Origin of the sequence: Serratia sp. JSRIV002, assembly GCF_019968725.1 — a bacterium.
GTDB classification, from domain to species: Bacteria; Pseudomonadota; Gammaproteobacteria; order Enterobacterales; family Enterobacteriaceae; genus Chania; species Chania fonticola_B.
Genome location: NZ_CP074143.1, coordinates 1476175 through 1500692, shown reverse-complemented (window position 1 = coordinate 1500692; position 24518 = coordinate 1476175). Strand labels below are relative to the sequence as shown.

Here is a 24518-nt window from a genome sequence, read left to right as displayed (position 1 = left end):
ACGGTTGCGCCCTGTATCAAATATCAAGCCTCCTGCGCCGGTTTCCCCTCTTTGACAAACAGCATGGCGATAAAACCCACCACCGTGATCATCGCGGCAAAGTAGAACCCCGCATTCAGCGTCCCCGTGCTGTCGGCAATAAAGCCGGTCACGTAAGGTGCAAAGATCGACGCCGCCATACCAAAGAAGTTATACAGCCCGAAAGCGGTGCTAAGCGCGGCACGCGGTGCGTTGTCTGCCACCAGTGCGATCAGTACCGGGTTGAGGCTGATTTTGCCGATAAACCCATACAGCACCAATACGCCAATCAACGCCGCTTCACTGGTGGAATAGACGATGCCGAAGATCGCCAGCAGTGAGAAAGGCAGCATAAACAGTACCACCGGTTTTCTGCGGCCCAGCTTGTCGGAGATATAGCTGCAAATCAGCGTCCCCAGTACCGAGATCCACGGCACGATGGAGGCGATGCTGGCGGCGTGCACAATATCCATGCCGCGTTCTTTTTGCAGATAATACGGCAGCCAGGTAATGATCACGAAGAAGCCGTAGATCGAGCAAAAGATGGTGATGTAGGCCATCAGCAGGTTACGGTTTTTAAACAGATCCAGGAAACTGAATTCGCTCTTTGTTGCTGTAGCGGCTGGGGTATCGCCCGCACTTTGCGGCGCTTTTTCCCGAATGAAAAACAGCATCAGCAGCGCCACAATCAATACCGGAACCGCCATCGCCAGGAACGGCATCTTCCACGAAGTATGAAAATGCTCGATCATAAAGCTGGAAAGGTAATACCCCAGCGCGATACCAAACGACATCCCACTGCCGATCACCGCACTGCCCAAGGTGATCCATTTCTTGGGGATGGCCTCGGAAGAAAGCGCATACTGCGGGCCATAATAGACGCCTTGCGAAGCGCCGGTCAGCATCCACAGCACGATGAAAATCAGAAAGTTGGATGAAATGCTGACGGCTGCGATAAACAGCGCAAACAGCATGAAACCGCTAACCAGAATGCGTTTTCTGCCCAAGCGGTCGCCCAATAGCCCGGCAGGCACCTGTAAAAGAGTGTAGGTCAGAAAGAACAGGCTGCTGATTAAGCCCAGATGGCTTTTTGACAGCCCGAACTCGGTTTGGATCTGCGGCATGATGGGGCTAAGTACCGAACGCCCGGCATAGATAACCACCCAGCCGAGGAAGAAGATCACGACGGTTTTAATCCAATAGGGCACTCGCTCTGTTTTTATAGTTTGCATATTCATTTTCCCTTGGTTGATGGGCCGCTAGGCCCACCCAGTATTACGGCGTAATTAATGTCCCCGCGGTGCCTGCCAGTACCGACTCGATATCTTGCAGAGCACCGATATGTGCCACCTTGCCGCTACGCTGGACAAAGCGGCTGACCGCCATGATTTTTGGCCCCATCGAACCATCGGCTACCGCCATCGGGGCCAGCTCTTGGGGGGTGGCCGAACGGATGGCTTTTTGCTGCGGGGTGCCCCAGTGCTGATACACCGCATCAGCATCGGTGAGGATCACCAGGTGATCGGCATCCAGGGCTTCAGCCAATAACGCAGAGGCCAGATCCTTGTCGATCACCGCTTCGCTACCGATCATTCCCTGTGCGCTGGCCACCATCGGAACGCCGCCACCGCCGTTGCAAATCACGATGTGGTTTTTCGCCAACAGCAGATTGATCGCTTCAATATCGACGATCTTTTTCGGTTCAGGGGAAGGCACCACCCGGCGCAGGTATTTCCCATCCAGCTTCATGCTCCAGCCATACTTTTGTTCCAGCTCGGCTTGCTGCTGTGGCTCATAAACCGGCCCGATAAATTTGCTGGGTTCCCGATACGCCGGATCTTCGCTGTCTACCAAGACGCGAGTCAGCAACGTGGACACCGGCTGAGCAGGATGGAACGCCCCTAGCTGCTGGGCCAGCATATAGCCGATCATGCCCTGGCTTTCCGCCACCAGAATATCGAGCGGATAAGGAGGAACATCGCGATAGGCCAGGTTTTGCAGCGCCAGCAACCCTACCTGCGGGCCGTTACCGTGCACGATGGCGATGCGGTATTTCTTGGCCAGCTTGCCAATGGCATCGGCAATTAACGCAATGCTCTGGTACTGATTCTCTGCAGATAACACCGCGCCACGCTTTAACAGGGCGTTGCCCCCCAAGGCAATAACTAACGTTTCCATTCGGATATCCATTTTTTAAGTAATAACAGCCCATACCGAACGACACTTGGTATGGTTTTGCGCTGATGAATTAATAAAGACGATTGATAACCATGACGCCCAGTAAAACGCCCAATAGCGTGTCCGCACCGGAAAAATGGCCGGTTGCCAACATGTCGTTGATGGCCGCGGGTAATTCTTGGGGCCTGAGTAAGGCATGTGCCAGAAGTTGTACCGGGGTGGAGAAGATCCCCTGCTCGGCAAACTGCAAATAGTGGACGCTGACCAAGGTGGTCAGTTGGTTTAAAGGTTGGCTGGCGGCAAAAAAGGACGGCAACCTTGCGACACCCACGCGGCGATCGAGATGAGCCGCCAGCAACATGCCCAGCACCGTGTCATCATTGCTTGGCGTCAAGCCAGGGCCTTTGCCAAGCACGGGGCTCCAGTCTACTTTCTGCCCCAACAACCAGGCGGTAAAGTGCTGCTGTAGTTCGCGAATTTCCAGGCAATGCGGCTGTTCAACCAGGCTATCCAAGCGACCAAACAGGCCGGTCTGGGCGTCAACATCGGCCAGCGCGGCAGCCAATGGCGGCAACGCAATTTCTCCACTCACCTTCAGGCAGAGATCCAAACACCTCCCCTGGCGGTAGATGGCAATGTCCTCAAGCTCAATCCCCGTCGCAGAAAGCTGGCAATGCTGGGCTGCAGGCAGGCTATCAAAGATTTCGTCGAAGTCGTCGTCGCCAATTTCCCAGCCCATCGGGCTAAGCCCACGTCCTTCACGGTGCAGCGTCAGTAACCGATCGTTGGGCGAGAGAAAGTTGATGGCATTGTTGAAACGCCCCACGCAGCGTAACGGACCGTAATCTTGCGTGGCATAGCGGCTGATGGCTAACGCGGTGATGTCCATAACTTGCTCCCTAGCCCGGAGTTACCTCCGGGCGAACCGGTTGTTACGCGCTGATGCCCAGCTTTTCTGCCAGCGCTTCGATGGCTTTTTCAAAGCAGCCTAATGGAGCACGCACGGTACCGGCACCAATCTGCCCAACCCCGGCTTCACGGTGGGCAATCCCGGTGTTGATCAACGGCGTAATACCGGTTTCCACCACCCGACGGGCATCCAGCCCCAAGCAGGCGCCTTGGAAGTCCCAGGTTGGGATTTGCAGCATCATGTTGCGTTCCAGGTAAATCTCGGCCATCTCTTCGGAGATATCGGTCGCGGCACTCATGCCACCGGCAGCACCGACAAAGCGGGTCACGCCTGGTGCAGCGACCATGGCCGCGCCGCCAATGCCGAAGGTCTCGGTAATGGCGCTATCGCCAATATCCGGGTTGGCGTCGGCCTGGCTATAGCCGGAGAAGAACAGGCCTTCCGGCGTATTGACCGGCGCGGTAAACCATTGGTCGCCCATGCCGCTGATCTTGATGCCAAAGTTTTTGCCGTTACGGGTCATCACCGTCACGATGGTGCCTTGTTTAATCTCGGCCCCGGCATCCATGGCCGCCTTGCAATAGGCCATCGCCAGGTTGAGGAAGAACTGATCGGTGATGCTGAGGAATTGCATGACCTTGGCCAGTTCAACGTTGTCCCGCTCAAGCAGGCTGATTTTCGGGGCCAGCAGACGCATCAGCAGCGCCGACGCTGCGATATTACGCTGGTGGAACTCGTCCCCCATGGTGATGGCCTGAGCCATGACGGCGGTGAGGTCAATCCCCTCATCGAAGGTGGCCAGCACTTCTTTCAGTACCGGTGCCAGTGAGTCACGCATCCAGCGCAGGCGCGCCTGCACGTCTGGCCCATAGGCACCAAAGCGCATCACCTTACCGATCCCTTCGTTCAGGTTGCAGTAGGCATGGTTGCCATGAACGGTGTTTTTTACCACCACCAGCGGCATATGCGCCGAGGTGATCCCCCCCATCGGGCCAACGGCACTGACGTTATGGCAAGGGATAAACTCAATTTCGCCGTTCTCCAGCAGCGCCAGCGCCTGTTGCTCGCTGTCAGCCCATTGCTCAAACAGGCAGGCCCCAATGCAGGCACCGCGTACCGGGCCACTCATTTCCGCCCAGGTGACCGGCGGCCCGGCATGCAGCAGTTTTCTCCCCTGCGCCAACTGCGGGATCAGGTTTTTCGCTAAATCAACATCCTGCCAATGTGGGCGGGCTTCACGGATCCTGGCGATAACGGCAGCGTTTGCTTGTTCAATAGTTGCGGTCATATCAATCCCTTACTTTAAATTTTTCAGTATGTTAGCCAATCGTTGATTACCACCGGCCACCGGAGCCCATTGGTAATGCACCACTGAAATTTCGTTGGTTTGCAGATCGTCGGCAAAGCTACGCAAGCCTGCATTGATCACGGAAACACCGGCCAGCATGGCGGGTGCGGGTTCGTTAGTACCCTGCGCTGGAGGGGCGATTAACTGGCAGGCAAGCGCTACCGCTTCAGGCAGCGAATTCATCACGGCAATGCCCGCCTCGTTGAGCGTGGCAATCTGTTTGGAACGCTGCTGGGGATCTTGTTCGGTGCCTGTCACCGTGGCGATAACTGCCAGCGGATGGGCCGTACCACGCTGTTCGCGTACGCGTTTGACTTCAATAGCCAAAGAATCTGCGGGATCTTCCTGGGCGCCATAGCCAATCACCACATCCAGCAGCAACACGCCAATCTGCGGCTGCTGAGCAAGGCGAGCGATTTCCTGATTACGGGTAGATGGGTCGATCATCGGGTGCGGTTTACCCTGGGTGTAGAAATCGTCCCCCATATCGATAATGCGGTGTCCATCGGCGTTGAGCATTGAGCCATGCTGGTGCTTGCTGTCGGCCTCCACGCCCAACCGATCGGCAAGCAACATGGCGCATTCCGCCGCCAGCGTGCCACCGGCATACAGACCGGAGATTTTGCCACCGCATACCGCAGGTTGCTGTGCGGCCATTTGCTGCACGTTTGCCAACATCGCTGCCAGGCGGGCGGCTTCATCCAACGTCGCGGCAAAGGTGATGTTATCTTCCTGCTTCAGTGCGTTCTTGGCACCAAGGAACAACGCGATAACCGGCTTGCCAAGGGTCTTCATCTCATTGATAACCCGTTGGCGTACCGCTTCGGCCGGAGGCTTGGAGACAAACGCCAACACCTGGCTTTGCGGATCGGCCGCCAACATACGCAGTGCGCTGATAGCGCTGATGCCACCGATTTCGGCGGTTAAATCACGCCCACCCAAGCCAATGGCGTGAGAGACACCCTGCCCGGCCAGGGTAATTTGTGAGGTCAGCTCCTGGATACCCGTTCCCGAAGCGCCAATGATGCCGATCATGCCTTTAGGAGCGACGTTGGCAAAGGCCAGCGGTGCCCCGGCAATATTGGCCGTGCCGCAGTCTGGCCCCATCACGATCAGGCCCTTGTCACGCGCCTTGGTTTTTAGCGCCACTTCCTGCTCAACGCTGACGTTGTCGGAAAACATCATCACGTTGCAGCCATCGTCCAGTGCCTGATCGGCCAGTTGCGCGGCATATTCCCCGGCAATGGAGATCAGCACCATATTGGCATCCGGCAGCTTCTGCCGCGCCATGCGCCAACTGCGTGCCTTGAGCAGGCGTTTACCCCCCTGCTGCCCCTGGGCGATGGCTTTCAACGCCAGGTCTAACGCTTCACCGATTTGTGCGGTGATGCTGTCATCGGCAGATTCCGCCTTGATCGCCACGCAAATATCATTGGGAGTCGCTTCACTAAATTGCGGATGCCAGAAGCCGGTCGCTTCAAGTAAGGATTTATTGGCCGGCGTCCCCATCATGACCGATATTTCTTCGACGTTGGGTGATTCACTGAGCTTACGGGAAATTAGCATCAGGCTGACGGAATCCTGAAAGCTCCCTTTTTTTATAAAAGCATGGATCATAGTGATATCCTTAAAACAGCATGTGAACTTCGCAATGGGCGTTCTCAGATATTTTTAGTCACCTAGTTATTTCAAACCCCATATTCTTATTGGCCAAGCTACAAATAAAACCCGTTGACGAAGGTGAGTCTCATCACACTTTGCCCATTGTTAGAAAAAATCATCAAGTCCGGCGGGGATTAATTGAATTCAATCGTCAGAAAGACGGCGCTTTGTTAAAAATAATCTAACAATGGTAATGCCATTCAACGAAAATTTAAGCCAATAAAATAATAGCCGTCTGGATCACATTATTACAGCCCCAGGTTTATACAGTAGGCGTTAGAGATAGTTTAAATAAACCGTAGTAATGAAAGGACTGTCTATGAAAGTCTCTAAGCAGCAACTGCATCAACTGATTCAAAATAAAATTCATTCTGCAGGCCTAAGCCAGGAACACGCCGGGATTGTCGCGGACGTTTTGGTCCATGCGGATGCGCGCGGGATCCATTCCCACGGCGCGGTGAGGGTAGAATATTATTCTGAACGCATCAGCAAAGGCGGCACCAATAACAACCCGCATTTCACCTTTGAAAAAACCGGCCCTTGCAGCGCAGTTTTTGATGGCGACAACGGTGCCGGGCACGTCGCGGCCAAACTGAGTATGGATCGCGCCATCGAAATGGCGAAAGAGAACGGCGTAGCGGTGGTAGGCGTTCGCCGCATCGGCCACAGTGGTGCGCTGTCTTACTTTGTGCAACAGGCCGCCCATGCGGGCATGATTGGCATCTCAGTGTGTCAGTCGGATCCGATGGTCGTCCCTTATGGCGGCGCAGAGGTCTATTACGGCACCAATCCCATCGCTTTCTCGGCACCGGCCGAAGGCGACGACATCATGACCTTCGATATGGCCACCACGGTTCAGGCCTGGGGCAAGGTGCTGGACGCCCGCTCACGCAACGTGCCAATCCCGGATACCTGGGCGGTAGATAGCGAAGGCAATAACACCACCGATCCTTTCGCCGTCAGCGGGCTGTTGCCTATCGCCGGGCCAAAAGGTTACGGCCTGATGATGATGGTCGATATTCTATCCGGCGTGTTGCTTGGCCTGCCGTTCGGTAAACACGTCAGCTCGATGTATCACGATTTAAGCGCAGGCCGGGAGTTGGGCCAGCTGCATATCGTACTCAACCCAAGCTATTTCACCAATGAAGTGACCTTCCGCAAACATATCAGCCAGGTAATGAGAGAACTGAACGAAATCAAACCGGCACCTGGCGTGAAACAAGTGCTCTATCCTGGCCAGGGTAGCCATATGCGTGAAATAGAAAATGAAAAGAATGGCATCGATATTGTTGACGACATTTATCAATATCTGATTTCTGACGATATTTACCAGCGTTCCTACGACCATAAAGATCCGTTTGCCAGTTAATCGTCAGATTAATTAAATCAGGCGGAGAAAAGCTATTTTCACCGCCATTTTCCTTATCAACCCTCACGACAAAGCTGAATTGGCGCATGTCTCAGGGACGTTACAAGCAGGCAGATAAATATGAAGAATTTCCAACAAGAAATTAGTGAAACTTCTGGCTGGTTATCCAAGATCGGGGCAGATCCCAGCGGTGGCATGACGCGCTTGCTGTATACCCCTGAGTGGGTGGAAGCCCAACGGGCGCTGAAGCAGGCTTTTGAAACCGCCGGTCTGACAACCTCTTTTGATGCCGTCGGCAATTTATCCGGCCGCCTGCAGGGCAGCAAATATCCCGATCAGGTGATCCTTTCTGGCTCGCATATCGATACGGTCGTCAACGGCGGCAACCTTGATGGTCAGTTTGGCATCGAAGCCGCCTATCTGGCGATCAAACATCTGAAAGAGACCTACGGCGCGCCGTTGCGCACGCTGGAAGTCATCTCGCTGGCCGAGGAGGAAGGCAGCCGTTTCCCTTACGTTTTCTGGGGCAGTAAAAACATTATCGGCTCCGCTCGCCCGGAAGAAGTCAAAAGCATCTGTGATGCCAAAGGCGTGAATTTCGTTGACGCCATGCATAGCGCAGGCTTTGACTTCCGCCCGCAAGACCAGCCGCTGCGCAAAGATATCGCCGCCTTCGTTGAACTGCATATCGAGCAGGGCAAAGTGTTGGAGACCGAAGGAAAAACCATTGGTGTGGTCACCAGTATCGTCGGCCAGCGCCGCTACGATATCAAACTCAAGGGCGAGGCCAACCACGCGGGCACCACGCCGATGGGCTACCGTAAGGACACCGTTTATGCCTTCAGCCGGATCTGCTGCGAATCCATCGCCAAGGCCAAAGCGGAAGGCGACCCGCTGGTGCTGACCTTTGGCAAGGTCGAGCCCAAGCCTAACACCGTCAACGTCGTGCCTGGTTTCACTCATTTCACCCTGGATTGCCGCCACACCGACAAAGCGACGCTGCTGCGTTTTACCCAAGAAATCGAAGCCGATATTCAGCGCATCTGTGCCGAAATGGGCATTGAGGTCGAGATCGACCTGTGGATGGATGAAACGCCGATCCCAATGGACAAACAGCTGCTGGCCTGCGTCAGCCATCTGTGTGAAAGCCATAAGATGAACTACCGCATGATCCACAGCGGTGCAGGTCACGACTCACAGATTTTTGCCCCACACGTGCCGACGGTGATGATGTTTGTGCCAAGCATTGCCGGTATCAGCCATAACCCGGCGGAAAAAACCGAACTGTCCGATCTGGCCGAAGGGGTGAAAATTCTGGCGCATACCTTATATCAACTGGCCTATACCGAGCAGGGAGCCCGCCTATGAGCAACAGCAAAACCGCCTCCAACACCGGGTTTGATCCGCTGTACTGGAAAAAAATCGTGGTGGTCCTGTGCCTGGGCTGGGCGGTGATCTGGATTTACCGCACGGTGCTGACACCGATCTTCCCTGAGATCCAGGCGACCATCGGCTCGCATTCCAACGCCGAGATGGGCCTGATCGCCAGCTTCTACTTCTTTGCCTATACCGGGATGCAGATCCCGGCCGGGATCCTGGTGGATAAGTTCGGCAAAAAGGTGGTGCTGATCCCAGGCTTTTGCCTGTTCATCATCGCCACCTTGCTGATCGGCAACGCCACCAGCCTGACTATGATCTACGCCGGTAGCCTGCTGGCCGGCATGGGCTGTGGCTCTTACTATGGCTCGGCTTACTCGCTGTCATCAGAAAACATTCCGTTGGAACGCCGTGGTTTAGCCACCGCCATTATCAACAGCGGTTCTGCGCTGGGGATGGCCATTGGCCTGATCGCCTCCAGCCTGCTGGTGAAAAGCATGGGGATGGACTGGCAAATCATGCTGTTTATCATCACCGGCCTGCTGGTGGTAATGACGGTAGTGTTCTTCCTGGTGATCAAGGGGGGCTCCTACACCGCTTCTCTGGCCGCCAGCCCGGCGGCCTCTGCGGCCACGCCAGTGGAAGAGACCGAAGAAGCCAGCGGGTTGTTCAGCCTGCGGATGATTTCCGCCTACGTGATGTATTTCGCCACCTGCTATGGCTACTACATGATCGTGACCTGGCTACCTTCCTTCCTGCAACAGGAACGGGGGTTCGAAGGCGTGGCCATCGGCTTCTCTGCCGCACTGGTGGCCTTTGCCTCCGTGCCCGGGGCGCTGTTCTTCAGCCGTATGTCTGACCGTTTCCGCGCCAAGAAAGTGCAGTTGATCATCTTCTTGCAAATCTGTGCCGCCGTGACGCTGGTCTGCACCGTGATCTCACCGGACTCCACTACCCTGCTGGTCAGCCTGATCCTTTACGGCCTGCTCGGCAAGCTGGCGGTGGATCCGATCATGATCTCCTTCGTGGCAGATAACGCTCCGAAGAAAGGCTACGGCACCAGCTTTGGCGTGTTTAACTTTTTCGGCATGTCCTCTTCGGTGATTGCTCCATTCCTCACCGGGGTGATCTCCGACAGCACCGGCTCCAAGGTGATGGGCTTCTATATCTCGGCCGCCATCCTGCTGATCGGCACCGTGATCTTCTTTACTGTCAACGTATTGATGAAACAGAAAAACAATCGCCAAACGGCGGCACAAGCATAATTTTTGTTGTAGGGCTGCGGCCCTGACTAATCAGGAGAATTAACGTGGGTTATATCAATAATCAGATTGGCTATCCAAAAGATATCCTGGCTTCGCGCTCCATTATCAAACGCGACAACTATGCCGTGATCCCACCCGATGGCCTGGTGCGTAACATCATTCCTGGCTTCGAGAATTGCGACGTCACCATTCTTGCCACCCCGAAACTGGGCGCCACTTTTGTCGATTATCTGGTGACGCTGCATGATGGCGGCCGTAACCAGCAAGGCTTTGGCGGTGAGAATATTGAAACCTTGGTCTACGTTATCGAAGGTAACATCACCGCGTCAGCCGACAGCACCGATTATCCACTCACCACCGGCGGCTATCTGTATTGTCCTGCCGGCGTGATGCTGCGCCTGGAGAATACCAACGGCGGCAAGCCAAGCCAGCTGTTCCTCTACAAACGTGTCTACAACCGTATCAAGGGCTATGAAGCCCATGTGGTGAGCAACAACGTCAACAAGCTGGAAAGAATTCACTATGAAGGGATGAGCGATGTGATCCTGCAAGATCTGCTGCCTAAGGATCTGGGGTTCGATATGAACATCCACATTCTTTCCTTCAAACCAGGTGCCAGCCATGGCTACATCGAGACCCACGTGCAGGAACATGGGGCATATATTCTCAGCGGTGCTGGGGTGTATAACCTGGATAACGAGTGGATCCCGGTCAAGAAAGGGGATTACATCTTTATGGCTGCCTACGTTCCGCAAGCCGGTTATGCGGTGGGCCAGGAAGAGTTTAGCTATATCTACTCGAAAGACTGCAACCGCGACGTCGATTTCTAACCCCGCTTCAAGGCCACGTTGAGTTTCGCGTGGCCTATTTGATTGAATCAGAGTCTTATTGTTCATTCAGCAATCAATCTTCCCAACACCGGGTCACCTATTACTCATCCCACTTTTAATATCACCACCATAACATTATCCTCTTCACCATTAGGCAATAAAAAAACCATACCCATCTGCCAATGAAATAGATCACCACATAGGCAGAGAGAGCATGGTTTTTTATCAATCGGAGCGACTATCAGTAACCGATATTCTATCGGCTATTATTTATTAACCAGTTTTGCCGGAACGCTATAGGTCAGTATTGCCCCCAGTATCATCATACTGGATAGCACACACATCGCGACCAGATTACTTTCCGTAGTATTTTTAAAGTAACCAATAATATAAGGAGAAATAAAGCCCCCTATATTGGCAATCGAGTTAATTAACGCTATCCCAGCGGCAGCGCAGGTACCGGTAAAGATAGCATTTGGCAAACTCCAGAAAAGGGGCGAAGGCACCAGGCTGGAGGCGACGGCAATACATAATGCCACCATTACGATGACTTTATTATCTGGGAACAGGCCGATAAAGATCAACGAAACCGCAGCAATACAGAAAGGAACAATAATATGCCAACGCCTTTCTCGATGTTTGTCAGAGCTGCGCGCAGCCATTAGCATAGCGACAACGGCCAGCATATACGGCAGCATGGTCAGCAAACCGATATCCAACACCGAGCTTACCCCCGTATCACGGATCATGGTTGGCACCCAGAAGGCCAATCCCCCTTGCCCCATCACCGTGCAGAAACAGATCAACCACATTTTCGTGAAGGCGGAAGACTTCAGCATGGTCTTCATTGTCCACTCCTGTGCAGTACCATCAGCACCCACTTTTTTCGATGTTCCCTGCGCCATATCTTGAGTGATCATCTCTTTTTCTTGTGGACTGAGCCACTTAGCACTCTGATAGGTATTATCCAGGAAGAAGAAAATGACGACCGCAATCAGTAATGCACGCGGCCCACTGATAAAGAATAACCATTGCCAACCGGACAGCTCAAACATGCCATTCATGTTTTCAATAATCCAACCGCAAAGTGGCCCACCAATGATGTTACTTACCGGTATCCCGCAAACAAACAACGCCGTCATTTTTGCCCGCTGGCTTGAAGGGAACCACAGTGTCAGATAGAGGATCACCCCCGGATAAAAGCCGGCTTCGGCTAACCCCAGCAGGAATCGTGCCAGATAAAACTGTGTGGGATTGGTAATAAAAATACTCAGCATTGAGATCGTGCCCCATACCAACATCAACAGGGCAATGACCTTCCGCGCACCATACTTACTCAGTAAGATATTACTGGGTACACCGGCGATAATATAACCAATAAAAAATACGCCGGCACCGAGGCCATAAACCGCCTCCGCCATCGACACATTACCTTGCAGAATATCCGGCATCATTTGGAACTTTGAAAATGATATCCCCACGCGATCAAGATAACCGACGATATAGCTAATCAGTAATATCGGCATAATTCGCCAGGCTATTTTACGGTAGAGTTTAGCCTTGTCGGGACTGGCCAGAATAGCTTGATCAATCGCAGCATTATTGGTCGCCATATCGGATCTCCTTGGTTGGCATCCTGCTATTTCAGATTTTATTTCACTGTCATTGGATTAACTCGCCCTGGTTATTAAAGACAGGGCGGTGGGAATTTAAACAATATTGATTAATTGCTGTATTATAAATGCTAACGTGGTTTTACCTTATCCCACGGAATACTATTCTCAACCAACACCGCCAGCAGCACACCAACCAACAGGCCATTGCTGAATAGCGGCCTGATGGTGATCGGTACCCCCTGCCAGAAGGAGGAAGGCATACTCATCAGGAATACGCCCAAAAACAGCGGTAGCGCCAGCCGATAAATGTTGCGGCTATTCAATTCGATCTTGTTGATAAACAGCACCGAGGAGAACAGCAGAGGCAGATAAGAGGCCAACATAACGGCACTGCTGACCGTGAGCGGAATACTGCAAAAAAATTGCGCTAGCGGCGTCAACATCCCCACCAACAGGAATACCACGCTGCCAATAATAAACGAGCGCTGGCTGCTGTCTTGTGTCTGGGTCAGCAGGCCAATGGAAGAGACAAAAGGCGAGAAAGGCACCACGCCCAGTGGAGCAGCCAGGCAAGTCAGTCCGCCTGAAACCATAAAGCTACGCCGGAACAGGCTTCTGCCCGCCGGGCCGTCCGCATAAAAAATATCGGTGCCGCGAATGGCGGCAAAGTTATTCGACACGTTGACCAAACCGGTCAGGACGGCGCTGATCACAATTCCCCCATGTAATTCCTGCGGCCACCCGAGTGGGAACAGCACCCAATCGCTGCCCGTGATAGGCGTTCCGGTAGGTGCAAACCACCAGCTGTAAACGCCCCAGCCAACCAGGGTGCCGATTAACAGCGCATATTTGCCGATGGCCCGCGGTAAAAAGGCAATAATGGCGATAATCAGCAGCAACACCGTCAACGCCCAGTAAAAGGCCGGGTAGTTAATGGTCACGACGCCGGTATAAACGCCAAAAGGTAACCCCAGCATCCCTTTCATAAAGATGGTGATTAACTGCGCCCCCAGCAAAAACATAAACGTAGCCATCACCGCCGGACGGAACAGGCGTGCCAGGTGAAACCCCAAGCCGCTAACCCCAATCAGGATGGTCAAAATGCCAGAGATCAGGATCCCCACCGCAAGGCTGCCACCAATTTCTGGCAGCGGCGTGCCGTTGGCCGCTTCCGCCAGGGTCAGAGTTAAAATGGTCACCCACCATAACCCCGTTGGCCCTTCCATAATGGCTCGCCGATGGCCCAAAAACACCTGCGCCAGGCAGGCCAGCGCCGTTGAGATAAAGGTATATTGGGTAATACAAAAGGTCACGCCGGCGGAGAGGTTGAATGCCGATTGCAGGGTCGGCGGGATCACCACCGTATTGCAGAAAATGAAAAAGAACCACTGCAAGCCCGATAACCAACTGCTACGACTGGCACATAACCCGTTCATGGGTGCTTCCTTCATATCCAATATCTCATCATTCATGCGCCCGCCCGGTGACGGGCGCTGATTAACATCTGTTATTGCTGATGTTTAAGCACAAATTTACCGATCGGACGAACGCCAAAGCCCGCCTTGATATCGTAAATCACTTCGCCACGCAGGAGGGTTTTGGCCACCCGGGCGTTGATTTTCCGCCCCACATACGGGCTGACCTTATGGCGATACTCGAGATCGCCGCTAGCCAGTACGTAGCTACTGTTGGGTTGAATGAACACCAGATCGGCATCTTTCCCTACAGCAATGCGCCCCTTATGCTTCAAACCAAAAATATCGGCGGCGTTGGTCGCCATCAATTTGGCAAACACCGGCAGTGACATGCCCCTTTTCTGCACCGCTTCATCGAACATGATATCGACGCAGTTTTGTATCCCGGCGATCCCGCCCCAGGCCTGCATGATATTGCCCGCTTTCATATCCGGTGGGCATGGCGAGTGGTCGGACACCAGGCAATCGATCTCACTGTTAAACAGCTTATCCCACAGCCCTTTTTGGTTCTGCGCATCGCGGATCGGCGGTGAACACTTGGCCAGGGTGCCAATTTCCTCAAACTGGTCGGTATCCAGCACGAAGTAGTGCGGACAGGACTCACAGGTGACCTGTTGCCCTTCCAGACGAGCGCGAGTCACTTCCGCCACCCCTTCCGGGCTACTGACGTGGCATATATGCAAGCGGCAACCCGCGACCTTGGCCAGATACAGCACCCGGCGGATCGCTTCAACTTCGGTAAATACCGGGCGAGAGGCAACATAATCGTGTGCCGTTACGCGTCCTTCCGCCTTGGCCTCTTCCCCCAACGCATCGCAAATCAGGGCGTTTTCGGCGTGTACCGCCACCAACTGATCCAGCTTGGCCAAGGTCTGCAAACCTTTGAAGTATTCAAAGTCGTTCACGTCGCGGAAGTCATTGCTGACGCTGCGATCGCCACAGGTCGCTACAAAGCATTTATAGGCCACCACGCCAATCTCATCGAGTTCATGCAGCCGATCCAGGTTGTAGGAAACCAGGCCACCAAACTGGGCCGCATCGATGGTGAGCTTGCCTTCTGCGGCCGAGAACTTCATTTCTATCGAGGCTCTGTCCACCGTGGCTGGCAGCTGGTTGAGCGGCATTTCGACCATGGTGGTGATACCACCCTTGGCCGCAGCACGCGTACCGGTTTCATACCCTTCCCAATGGGTACGGCCCGGTTCGGACATATGCGCATGGGCGTCGATCATGCCCGGTGCCACCACCATTCCGCTGGCATCAATCTCCGTTTTAGCGCCGGTAAGACCATTGCCGATGGCAGCAATCTTACCTTCTTTAACCGCGATATCGGTAATGATGGCATCATGTTCTAAAACAACCTTACCGTTCTTGATAATTAAATCGTATGACATAATCATGCTCCTTCGTGAAATTAAAGTATCATATTATTACGCTTAGGGTTATTGACTTCTTTCTCATATTCACTTCAGGTATATTCTTGCCGATTAACTACTGTTCTACTTTTGAGTAGCGCATATAAACAGAATGCGCTGATAACGCCAACAAACCAGGAAACCCGTGATAAAGGTTCGAGTATCTCAATGAACTTACCGCCCAACGACAGCAACACGGCAAACAGCGTTACAATAAACGCCACGCTGTTAAAGCCGTTATCGTAGTATTTATAATTACCGGGTTCGATATATAAGGTGTCTAGGTCGATCTCGCTGCGCATCACGATGAAATAATGCGCCATCATCACGCCAATCACCGGCCCTAAAATTCCGCCGATCACATCCAGGAACAGGTAAATACTTTCCTGATTCTCCATCAGTTTCCACGGGCAGATAATCAGGCTGATGATGCTGGCAATCACCACGCCATTTTTGTAGGTGAGTTTTTTCGGTGCGATGGCGGCAATCTGGTAGCCCGCAGGAATGATGTTACCGGTCGCGTTGGTTGAGATGGTCGTCATCAGGATCACCAGCACCGCAAACACCGAGGCGAAAATACTGTCCCATTTCTGCACGATATCCAGCACGTTCCAGGTATCAACCCCGTAATGAATACTGGCCCCGGCCAGGATACAGACGCTGGCGACGGCAAATAATAGATATCCCACAACCAGACCCAGCGTTTGCCCCCAAGCCTGCTGGCGGAAGCTGCTGGCATTCTGGGTAAAGTCCGAGGCGCTGACCGCCGGAGCGGCCCATACCGCCACCACCGCATTGATCACCACCAGGAACATGAAGCCGCCGTTGTTAGTCGTTATAGCATTGGCTGGAACATAGGCGATGATGTTGTCCAGGCCAGCGATGGAGATAGCCCAAATGGCCATGCCGCCAAACACCACGTAGATGCAGGGGTTGAGGATCGCGGTAAACTTGTTAAGAATGCTGCCACCACCCAGGCCGATAGCCACGTTCACCGCCCAGAAAATCAGGAAGGCAATCAGCCCAGGCAGGCCGATCCCCAACAGGTTGAAATCCCCACCCAAGGTCAGAAACTGTGGCCACAGTTTGCCAATCAGGATCAGGAAGGCCAGCGAGCCTGCGTAACACTGCAAGCCAAACCACATGATGGCGGCCACGCAGCCTCTGAGGATCCCTGGAAACAACGCGCCACGCACGCCATAAGAGGCACGTAGGATCATGGCAAAAGGAATACCGTATTTCGAACCGGCAACGCCGTTCATCACCATCACAAAGGCAATAATAAAGGCGCTGAGAATAATGGCGGCCATAATGCTTAAGGTGGAAAGCCCAAGAATAAAGAAGCCCCCGACGGCCACATAGTTGGGAACGTTATGTACCGAACCCATCCACAAGGTAAAATAGTTAATTCCCTTCCAGGTTTTTTTATCCGCTTCTTTGGGTAATAGATCCTCATGATAGCCGCGCCGTTGGTAAATCTCTCTCTGCTTATTGCTAATAGATTCCATGACAGGTCCTTCTTATATTATATAAGAAAATAGCGTAGGTAATTTTTTGCTTATTATCATTGCAACAAACTGATGTTCTAATCTTTATATTAGTCAAATACCAATACGGCCAAGACAGACAGGAATATAACCATTAAACAAATATACGATAGCCAGAATTCAAGTTGCAGGCGGAAGGCACCTGCAACTTGTTAAGCCTTACTCTTTAGCCAGCCACTTTATGGTTAGCCATAATTTCCAACGCCTGTACCAACGCGGAATGGTCGAGATCTTTGGCCCCATTGGCCGCACAGAGATTGAACAGTTCCTGGCAAGTGGCGGTATTTGGCAAACTGAGCGCCAACGACTTCGCACCCTGTAGCGCCAGATTGAGATCCTTTTGATGCAGGGAGATACGGAAGCCCGGCTCAAAGGTCCGTTTAATCATCCGCTCACCGTGCACTTCCAGAATGCGCGATGAGGCAAAGCCGCCCATCAGCGCTTCACGGACCCGTGCCGGATCGGCACCCGCTTTGGCAGCAAATATCAGCGCTTCGGATACCGCTTCGATCGTCAGGGCCACAATAATCTGGTTGGCGACCTTGCAGGTCTGGCCGTCGCCATTGCCGCCGACCAGCGTAATGTTTTTCCCCATCAGGGCCAGCAACGGTTTTACCCGCCCAAATACGCCTTCGTCACCGCCGACCATAATGGTCAAGCTGCCCTGCTTGGCCCCGACTTCGCCACCGGAGACCGGCGCATCCAGGTAATCGGCGCCCAGTTGGTTGATGCGTTTGGCAAACTCCTTGGTCTCCAGCGGCGAGATAGAACTCATATCCACCAGGATCTTGTTTTTGAGCGGCGCTTCGGCACAGCCATTGGCCGCAAATAACACCTCTTCCACCTGAGGCGTATCGGGCACCATAATGAAAATGACGTCAGCCTGCTCGGCCACCTGCTTGGGAGTAGCACAGGCGATGGCCCCTTTTTCCACCAGCTCCGGCGGAACCTGATGCAAGGTGTTGGCATACAGCTGATGGCCGCCTGCGATCAGCTTATCCGCCATTGGCGTGCCCATGATCCCTAAACCAATAAAGCCTACTTTCATGATGTGTCCCTCAATGTTGATATTGCTTAATCCATGACAGGCCGGCAGCGGTCGTTGTCGCAGGTTTGTATTCGCAGCCAATCCAACCGCGATAGCCCATCTTGTCCAGCGCGCGGAACAGATAGTCGTAATTGATTTCCCCGGTGCCTGGCTCATGGCGCCCCGGATTATCGGCAACCTGGATATGCGCGATTTTCTGTAACAGCGTTTCCATGGTTTGGGCCAGTTCGCCCTCCATGCGCTGCATGTGATAGATATCGTATTGAATAAACAGGTTAGGGCTCGCGACCCAATCCATCAGCTCCAACGCCTGACGAGTGGTTTGCAGATAGAAGGCGGGCATATCGTATTTATTGATCGGTTCCACCAACAGACGGATATTGGCCTTGGCCAACTCCCTTGCTGCATAGCTCAGGTTAGCGACCACGATCTCATCGGTCTTATGTTGGGCGACGGACTTATCCGAGTTACCGATCAGGCAGTTGATCTGCGCACAGCCCAGCGCACGGGCATATTCCACCGCCAGACCTACGCCATCACGAAACTCGGACTCGCGCCCAGGCAAGCAAGCGATGCCACGCTCACCCGCGGCCCAATCCCCGGCAGGCAGGTTTTGTAATACCTGCGTGAGTTGATTCTCTTCCAGAGCGCCCCTCAAGGCCTGCACGGAATAATCGTAGGGAAACATATATTCAATCGCGGTGAATCCCTGCTCTTTGGCACAGCGAAACCGCTGCATAAAATCGACTTCATTAAACAACATCGATAAGTTGGCTGAAAACTTCGGCATGAGCCTGCTCCTTACTGATAGTTGAAGTAGCTGACCGAGGTCGGCGCATCTTCTGGCGACTCGGCAACGGGTTCGAATTCATTGACGTTGTCCAGCTCGTTCCCCATCGAGATGTTGGTGACCCGCTCGAGGATAATCTCCACCACCACCGGAACCTGATGCAGACGCATCAACTCTTGCGCCTGTTGGAAGGCCGTAGCGATATCCTCAGGCTTAACAACGCGGATCGCTTTACATCCCAGCCCTTCGACTACCTTGACGTGATCCACACCGTATTCGCCCACTTCCGGGTTGTTGATGTTTTCATAGGACAGTTGGACGCAGTAATCCATATCAAAACCGCGCTGCGACTGGCGGATCAGCCCCAGATAGGCGTTATTGACCACCACGTGGATGTACGGCAGCTTGAACTGCGCACCAACGGCCAACTCTTCGATCATGAACTGGAAGTCATAGTCACCCGACAGCGCAATCACTTTGCGCTGCGGATCGGCGGCACACACGCCCAAAGCAGAAGGAAGAGTCCAACCTAATGGGCCCGCCTGCCCGGCATTAATCCAATGGCGTGGTTTGAACACGTGCAGCATCTGTGCCGCCGCGATCTGCGAAAGCCCGATAGTGGTGACGTAACAGGCATCACGCCCGAACGCCCGGTTCATCTCTTCGTAAACGCGCTGAGGTTTGATTGGCACGTTATCGAAATGCGTTTTACGCAGCAGAGTTTGTTTGCGCTGGAGGCAGGTTTCCACCCACTGTGAGCGATCTGGCAGCGTCCCTTGATCCGCACGTTCACGAGCTCTTGCCACTAACATTTGCAGAGCGATTTTGGCATCGGAAACAATGCCCAGATCCGGGCAGATCACGCGGCCAAGCTGGGTTGGTTCGATATCGATGTGGATCACCTTACGCCCGGCGGTGTATTTATCTACCGAACCGGTATGGCGGTTAGCCCAGCGGTTGCCAATGCCAAACACCAAATCGGAATCCAGCAGGTTGGCGTTACCGTAACGGTGTGAAGTTTGTAACCCGGCCATCCCTGCCATCAACGGGTGATCGTCCGGGATACAGCCCCAGCCCATCAGCGTTGGGATCACCGGTACGTTGCAGGTCTCCGCCAGCTCTTGCAGCAGGTCGGCCGCGTCCGCGTTGAAGATCCCGCCACCGGCAATGAACAAGGGTTTGCTTGCGGCACACAGCATGTCCATGGCTTTGTCGATCTGCGCTTCAGTGGCCGCCGGTTTGTAAGCCCCCAGCGAGGAATAGGTTTCCGGATCAAACTCAATCTCGGCCATCTGTACGTCATAAGGCAAATCGATCAGCACCGGGCCAGGGCGGCCAGAGCGCATCAAGTGGAAAGCCTGCTGCAACACGCGGGGCACCAGCGCTGGTTCCATGACCGTCACCGCCATTTTGGTGACCGGCTTGGCGATGGATTCAATATCTACCGCCTGAAAATCTTCCTTATGCAAACGCGCCCGGGGAGCCTGGCCGGTGATGCACAAAATGGGAATGGAATCGGCAGAGGCGGAGTAAAGCGCAGTGATCATGTCCGTTCCCGCAGGCCCCGAAGTCCCGAGACACACCCCGATATTGCCGGCTTTGGCTCTGGTGTAACCTTCCGCCATATGGGAAGCGCCTTCAACATGACGCGCCAGATAGTGTTTGATGCCGCCGTGTTGACGCATCGCGTTATAGAAAGGGTTGATCGCCGCGCCAGGCACGCCGAATGCGGTATTCACGCCTTCCTTTGCCAACACGTACATTGCCGCATCTACTGCTCGCATAATTGCCATCTCAACGTTCTCCTAAATTTTGGAAAAATTTTCCAAACTTAAAATGAGTTCAAAAAAACCCGTTCAGGTAATAAACGGGGAGGTAACCTCATCCTGCAGCCGCGATCGCGGCTACAGGTTTTGCTTTAAACGTGCTATTTCTTGCTGCGCGACTCGCCTAGCGCGGTACTGATGTCGTTGGCTACGTCACGCACCAACTCCCCCAGTTCCTTGAAACGATCGCTGCTAACGCGCGAACTAGGCCCTGAAATAGAGATGGCCGCAATGACGTTGTTGTTACGGTCAAAGATCGCCGAAGCCAGGCAATTCAGGCCAAGAGCGTGCTCTTCAGCATCAACGGTATAGCCCTGCGCCTGCGATTGCGCTAAATCCTTACGTAATAGATTTACGCTGGTCAGGGTCTTCGGGGTAAACGAGTGCAGCCCCGAACGTACAAACAAATCCAGCATCTCCTCTTCCGCCAGCGGATACAGCAGTGCTTTCCCTGCCCCGGATGCGTGCAGCGGTAAGCGGCTGCCAAGTGGCGCGCACATCCGCACCATGGCCTGGCACTCACATTGACGGATCAGCACGGCGTCAAAGTTATTCCTGATGGCCAGATTGGCGGTTTCCCCTGATAGCAACATCAGCCGCCGCATGTAAGGGCCCGCCACCGATACCACATCCCTGTCATTCATATAAGCCGCACCGACGGTAAACGACTGGATGCCGATATGCCACCAGCCAAGCTGGGGATCCTGAAAAACGAATTCCGATTTCTCTAATACTTTCAATAATCTGAAAGTCGTTGATAGCGGTAACTCCAACTTCTCGGATAGCACGGAAACGGACGAGCTTCCTCCGGCATTGGCCAGAAACTGCAGGATCTCCAACCCACGATCCAACGCCTGCGCGCCTTTCGTCGCCCCTGCTTCTGTCGTTGGTCTTCCCTTTCTGCGTACTTCGTTCATTCAGGCTTTCCTTTATTTAGCTCAAGGTTTCTCCGCTATAATAAACAGCCTGTGCGCCTGGGGACAGCGCTATCCAAGCACAACCCGGTAAGTCTCTGGCAATGTTTTGACGATACAGTTGTCGGCACCGCCACGATCGACCGTGAAAAAGTCGGTGATCGCGCCATAAGCAAACAGCGGATGGTGCCAAACATTGCGGTGATAATTCACCCCTTGCTTACCGTTGGTGATAAAGGCGCGCAAAGTATGTAACGGAATTTCATCCCCTTCCCCGGCTTCAGCAACAATCACCACAAAGCGTTCTCCCTTCATCGGCATAAAAGCCTGCGAGGACAACGGGTGTTTCTCCAACACGGAGAACTCCAACGGCAGATCGCAAGGCTCAGATCGGTTGATGCTGACCAGCACCCGATGGTCATCGGCGACCTCCACCTTGGCAAGGTCATGATATCGTTCTGTTTTCCCACCATTAATATGGAAAAAGGGCGCGCCCTCGATCTGCAATACATTCCCATAAGGTGCAAAGGCTTCAGGCGTTAACTCAACGGCAATCAGGTCCATCAGTTTCTCCAGGATCGTTTCAAAAAGGAACATGACTGAATGGGTTCACTCTAGACAGGTCGCCTGAATTTTAAAAGTTAATATTGGAAAAATTTTCCACAACACGATCTACTGCACATTTTTTGTGCCGAGCAGAAAATATTTAATTAATAATCAAGGCATTAAAAAAAACACCTCCGCGATACAGTTCGTTAACAGAGTTGTCACTTTCAGCGGTATTCAGCAGAGGAAGGGCAATAAAACGTGAGCGAGATCACGGTAAGCGGCTTTATGACTAACCCAAGGCAACTAAGGTAAGTAAATTCTTTTGCAACACTAGGAGAACGATGGCCGCACCGGTTAAGGAATCGATATGCTGGATCACGAAACAATTCGATCGTTTATCAAAGTCGCGGAATGCCAGAGCTTTTCCCGCGCCGCCGAATTACTGCACAAGACCACTGCCACCATCAGTTACCGCATCAAAACGTTGGAAGAAAGCATCGGCACCCAGCTGTTCATCCGCACCACCCGCAGCGTAAACCTGACACCCGCAGGTGAATACCTGCTGGAACGTTGCCGCCAATGGCACAACTGGCTCGACTCCATGCCCGATGAGCTACGCCAGATCAACGACGGCGTGGAGCATCAGGTCAACATCGTAATCAACAACCTGCTGTACAACCCGCTAAGCGTCGCCCGGCTGTTGGCCTACCTGCAACAGCGTTATCCCTTCACGCAGTTTCATATCTCGCGTCAGGTGTATATGGGAGTATGGGATTCGTTGTTACACGGGGATTTTCAGCTGGCCATTGGCACCACCGGCTCTGAATCACTGGCCAATGACGTCAGCGTCTTGAAATTGGGGGGGATCAGTTGGGCTTTTGTGGTCACGCCAGATCATCCGCTCGCGGCCTGCCAGGACACGGCACTGCACGAAGATCGGCTGCGCAGCTACCCGGCAATCAACGTGGAAGATACTTCGCGCAACCTGACCAAACGCGTTGCCTGGCTGCTGCCCGGCCAAAAAGAGATCAAGGTGCCTGACCTGCGCAGTAAACTCGAATGCCACCTGCAGGGGCTGGGCGTCGGGTTCTTGCCGAAAAATCTGTGCCAACCCTATCTGGATAGCGGCCAGTTGATCACCCGTGACGTCGTCAATCAGCGGCAACCGTCACCGCTCTCTCTGGCCTGGCGTAACGACTGTGGTAAAGCCGTGGAAGAAATTGTCACGCTGTTCCAACGACGCGATGAACGCATCACCGGCTTTCTGCAAAGTATTGATTTACCCGTTTAACACGCGATTTTATCGCTTCTGGGTCTGAAGTTACCTAATCGGCAGCAAACCTGATAGAAACGGCGTATTCGCCGTGAGATCCTGAGGTTTTCTGCAAAAAACAGTCTTATCCTGGTGATGTATTAGGCATTCCCTCTGTCACTGGCGTAATATCTAGCAATATGTCTGACAGGAGGTTGTGCCATGTTTACCATTATTCCGATCGTGATCGTTGTCGCGCTGATTATCGTCTTTTCAAGCATCAAAATTGTCCCGCAAGGCTTCCAATGGACGGTAGAGCGCTTCGGCCGTTATACCAAAACGCTGATGCCGGGTTTAAACCTGGTAGTGCCTTTTATGGATCGTATTGGCCGCAAGATCAATATGATGGAGCAGGTGCTGGATATCCCTTCCCAGGAAATTATCTCGCGCGATAACGCCAACGTGTCAATCGATGCCGTTTGCTTTATCCAGGTGGTCGATCCGGCTCGTGCCGCCTATGAGGTCAGTAACCTCGAGCAGGCGATCGTTAACCTGACCATGACCAACTTCCGTACCGTGCTTGGTTCCATGGAGCTCGACGAAATGCTGTCACAGCGCGACAGCATCAACAGCCGCCTGCTGCATATCGTCGATGAGGCCACCAACCCTTGGGGCGTCAAAATTACCCGTATCGAAATCCGTGATGTGCGTCCACCGGCCGAACTGATTGTGGCGATGAACGCCCAGATGAAGGCCGAACGAACCAAACGTGCCGACATTCTGGAAGCGGAAGGGGTACGCCAAGCCGCGATCCTGCGCGCCGAAGGGGATAAGCAATCGCAGATCCTGAAAGCCGAAGGCGAGCGCCAGTCGGCGTTCTTGCAGGCAGAAGCGCGTGAACGTGCTGCCGAAGCAGAAGCACGGGCAACCCAGCTGGTGTCTGACGCCATCGCCACCGGTAATATCCAGGCGATTAACTACTTTGTAGCCCAGAAATACACCGACGCATTGCAGAAGATTGGCTCGGCCAATAACAGCAAAGTGATCATGATGCCGCTGGATGCCAGCAGCCTGCTGGGCTCTATCGGCGGTATTACTGAATTGCTGAAAGACAGCAAAGGTAAGTAAT

At 53.4% G+C, this 24518-nt stretch carries 20 protein-coding genes; 6 read left to right on the top strand and 14 right to left on the bottom strand.

Features of this window, described 5'->3' with window-relative positions; all coding sequences use genetic code 11:
• Positions 1-23 precede the first annotated feature (23 nt).
• From KGP26_RS06805 to KGP26_RS06785, 5 genes are all read right to left on the bottom strand, one after another.
• Positions 24-1250: an MFS transporter gene (locus KGP26_RS06805; RefSeq protein ID WP_059200055.1), complete on the bottom strand. Its 1227-nt coding sequence runs from the start codon at positions 1248-1250 to the stop codon at positions 24-26.
• Positions 1251-1293: 43 nt separating this feature from the next.
• Positions 1294-2196 carry a carbamate kinase gene (locus KGP26_RS06800; RefSeq protein ID WP_115158692.1) on the bottom strand — a complete coding sequence of 301 codons (903 nt, stop codon included), beginning with the start codon at positions 2194-2196 and terminating at the stop codon, positions 1294-1296.
• Between the two features lie 70 nt (positions 2197-2266).
• Entirely contained in the window at positions 2267-3085 is an 819-nt protein-coding gene (locus KGP26_RS06795; protein WP_223665182.1) for a DUF2877 domain-containing protein, read from the bottom strand.
• A 43-nt stretch (positions 3086-3128) separates the two neighbouring features.
• Positions 3129-4394, bottom strand: a complete 1266-nt coding sequence (locus KGP26_RS06790) for a DUF1116 domain-containing protein (RefSeq protein WP_223499058.1) — start codon at positions 4392-4394, stop codon at positions 3129-3131.
• A gap of 9 nt (positions 4395-4403) precedes the next feature.
• A complete protein-coding gene (locus KGP26_RS06785; RefSeq protein WP_223665181.1) occupies positions 4404-6071 on the bottom strand; it encodes an acyl-CoA synthetase FdrA in 1668 nt (555 codons plus the stop codon).
• Positions 6072-6435: 364 nt separating this feature from the next.
• Between KGP26_RS06785 and allD the strand changes: the two genes are divergently transcribed.
• The 4 genes from allD to allE all read left to right on the top strand — a co-directional run bounded on the left by allD (position 6436) and on the right by allE (position 10957).
• Positions 6436-7485, top strand: a complete 1050-nt coding sequence (gene allD, locus KGP26_RS06780; RefSeq protein WP_021805428.1) for an ureidoglycolate dehydrogenase — start codon at positions 6436-6438, stop codon at positions 7483-7485.
• Between the two features lie 120 nt (positions 7486-7605).
• Positions 7606-8853, top strand: a complete 1248-nt coding sequence (gene allC / locus KGP26_RS06775; RefSeq protein WP_021805429.1) for an allantoate deiminase — start codon at positions 7606-7608, stop codon at positions 8851-8853.
• Positions 8850-10127 (top strand): MFS transporter, encoded by a 1278-nt coding sequence (locus KGP26_RS06770; RefSeq protein WP_059200049.1) that lies wholly within the window; start codon positions 8850-8852, stop codon positions 10125-10127. The genes allC and KGP26_RS06770 overlap by 4 nt, the downstream gene beginning before the upstream one ends.
• A gap of 44 nt (positions 10128-10171) precedes the next feature.
• A complete protein-coding gene (allE, locus tag KGP26_RS06765) occupies positions 10172-10957 on the top strand; it encodes a (S)-ureidoglycine aminohydrolase (RefSeq protein ID WP_024486475.1) in 786 nt (261 codons plus the stop codon).
• Positions 10958-11223: 266 nt separating this feature from the next.
• On the opposite strand, the gene KGP26_RS06760 is transcribed toward allE, so the two are convergent.
• The 9 genes from KGP26_RS06760 to KGP26_RS06720 form a co-directional block, all read right to left on the bottom strand.
• On the bottom strand, positions 11224-12570 hold the full coding sequence (locus KGP26_RS06760; RefSeq protein ID WP_021805432.1) for an MFS transporter: 1347 nt from the start codon (positions 12568-12570) through the stop codon (positions 11224-11226).
• Positions 12571-12701: 131 nt separating this feature from the next.
• Positions 12702-14009: a uracil/xanthine transporter gene (locus KGP26_RS06755; protein ID WP_059200047.1), complete on the bottom strand. Its 1308-nt coding sequence runs from the start codon at positions 14007-14009 to the stop codon at positions 12702-12704.
• Positions 14010-14080: 71 nt separating this feature from the next.
• On the bottom strand, positions 14081-15442 hold the full coding sequence (allB, locus tag KGP26_RS06750) for an allantoinase AllB (RefSeq protein ID WP_223665180.1): 1362 nt from the start codon (positions 15440-15442) through the stop codon (positions 14081-14083).
• A gap of 74 nt (positions 15443-15516) precedes the next feature.
• Positions 15517-16971 (bottom strand): putative allantoin permease, encoded by a 1455-nt coding sequence (locus KGP26_RS06745; protein ID WP_223499056.1) that lies wholly within the window; start codon positions 16969-16971, stop codon positions 15517-15519.
• Between the two features lie 205 nt (positions 16972-17176).
• The gene (gene glxR, locus KGP26_RS06740; protein ID WP_021180090.1) at positions 17177-18058 is read right to left on the bottom strand and encodes a 2-hydroxy-3-oxopropionate reductase; all 882 of its coding nucleotides are present in this window, start codon (positions 18056-18058) and stop codon (positions 17177-17179) included.
• Positions 18059-18068: 10 nt separating this feature from the next.
• A complete protein-coding gene (gene hyi, locus KGP26_RS06735; protein ID WP_021805436.1) occupies positions 18069-18848 on the bottom strand; it encodes a hydroxypyruvate isomerase in 780 nt (259 codons plus the stop codon).
• An 11-nt stretch (positions 18849-18859) separates the two neighbouring features.
• A complete protein-coding gene (gcl, locus tag KGP26_RS06730; protein WP_223665179.1) occupies positions 18860-20641 on the bottom strand; it encodes a glyoxylate carboligase in 1782 nt (593 codons plus the stop codon).
• Positions 20642-20775: 134 nt separating this feature from the next.
• Positions 20776-21591 (bottom strand): HTH-type transcriptional repressor AllR, encoded by an 816-nt coding sequence (allR, locus tag KGP26_RS06725; protein ID WP_021805438.1) that lies wholly within the window; start codon positions 21589-21591, stop codon positions 20776-20778.
• A gap of 69 nt (positions 21592-21660) precedes the next feature.
• Positions 21661-22152: an ureidoglycolate lyase gene (locus KGP26_RS06720; protein ID WP_037375311.1), complete on the bottom strand. Its 492-nt coding sequence runs from the start codon at positions 22150-22152 to the stop codon at positions 21661-21663.
• 352 nt (positions 22153-22504) lie between these two features.
• Between KGP26_RS06720 and allS the strand changes: the two genes are divergently transcribed.
• Positions 22505-23428 carry an HTH-type transcriptional activator AllS gene (gene allS, locus KGP26_RS06715; protein WP_021180095.1) on the top strand — a complete coding sequence of 308 codons (924 nt, stop codon included), beginning with the start codon at positions 22505-22507 and terminating at the stop codon, positions 23426-23428.
• A 183-nt stretch (positions 23429-23611) separates the two neighbouring features.
• Complete coding sequence (locus tag KGP26_RS06710; RefSeq protein WP_021180096.1) at positions 23612-24517, top strand: SPFH domain-containing protein; 906 nt, start codon at positions 23612-23614, stop codon at positions 24515-24517.
• Position 24518: the final 1 nt, after the last annotated feature.

What these genes read in the sequence shown, in the direction of transcription:
- KGP26_RS06805 (WP_059200055.1), bottom strand. Translation starts at nt 1,250, where the DNA reads ATGCAAACTATAAAAACAGAGCGAGTGCCCTATTGGATTAAAACCGTC.
- KGP26_RS06800 (WP_115158692.1), bottom strand. Translation starts at nt 2,196, where the DNA reads ATGGAAACGTTAGTTATTGCCTTGGGGGGCAACGCCCTGTTAAAGCGT.
- KGP26_RS06795 (WP_223665182.1), bottom strand. Translation starts at nt 3,085, where the DNA reads ATGGACATCACCGCGTTAGCCATCAGCCGCTATGCCACGCAAGATTAC.
- KGP26_RS06790 (WP_223499058.1), bottom strand. Translation starts at nt 4,394, where the DNA reads ATGACCGCAACTATTGAACAAGCAAACGCTGCCGTTATCGCCAGGATC.
- KGP26_RS06785 (WP_223665181.1), bottom strand. Translation starts at nt 6,071, where the DNA reads ATGATCCATGCTTTTATAAAAAAAGGGAGCTTTCAGGATTCCGTCAGC.
- allD (WP_021805428.1), top strand. Translation starts at nt 6,436, where the DNA reads ATGAAAGTCTCTAAGCAGCAACTGCATCAACTGATTCAAAATAAAATT.
- allC (WP_021805429.1), top strand. Translation starts at nt 7,606, where the DNA reads ATGAAGAATTTCCAACAAGAAATTAGTGAAACTTCTGGCTGGTTATCC.
- KGP26_RS06770 (WP_059200049.1), top strand. Translation starts at nt 8,850, where the DNA reads ATGAGCAACAGCAAAACCGCCTCCAACACCGGGTTTGATCCGCTGTAC.
- KGP26_RS06760 (WP_021805432.1), bottom strand. Translation starts at nt 12,570, where the DNA reads ATGGCGACCAATAATGCTGCGATTGATCAAGCTATTCTGGCCAGTCCC.
- KGP26_RS06755 (WP_059200047.1), bottom strand. Translation starts at nt 14,009, where the DNA reads ATGAACGGGTTATGTGCCAGTCGTAGCAGTTGGTTATCGGGCTTGCAG.
- allB (WP_223665180.1), bottom strand. Translation starts at nt 15,442, where the DNA reads ATGTCATACGATTTAATTATCAAGAACGGTAAGGTTGTTTTAGAACAT.
- KGP26_RS06745 (WP_223499056.1), bottom strand. Translation starts at nt 16,971, where the DNA reads ATGGAATCTATTAGCAATAAGCAGAGAGAGATTTACCAACGGCGCGGC.
- glxR (WP_021180090.1), bottom strand. Translation starts at nt 18,058, where the DNA reads ATGAAAGTAGGCTTTATTGGTTTAGGGATCATGGGCACGCCAATGGCG.
- hyi (WP_021805436.1), bottom strand. Translation starts at nt 18,848, where the DNA reads ATGCCGAAGTTTTCAGCCAACTTATCGATGTTGTTTAATGAAGTCGAT.
- gcl (WP_223665179.1), bottom strand. Translation starts at nt 20,641, where the DNA reads ATGGCAATTATGCGAGCAGTAGATGCGGCAATGTACGTGTTGGCAAAG.
- allR (WP_021805438.1), bottom strand. Translation starts at nt 21,591, where the DNA reads ATGAACGAAGTACGCAGAAAGGGAAGACCAACGACAGAAGCAGGGGCG.
- KGP26_RS06720 (WP_037375311.1), bottom strand. Translation starts at nt 22,152, where the DNA reads ATGGACCTGATTGCCGTTGAGTTAACGCCTGAAGCCTTTGCACCTTAT.
- allS (WP_021180095.1), top strand. Translation starts at nt 22,505, where the DNA reads ATGCTGGATCACGAAACAATTCGATCGTTTATCAAAGTCGCGGAATGC.
- KGP26_RS06710 (WP_021180096.1), top strand. Translation starts at nt 23,612, where the DNA reads ATGTTTACCATTATTCCGATCGTGATCGTTGTCGCGCTGATTATCGTC.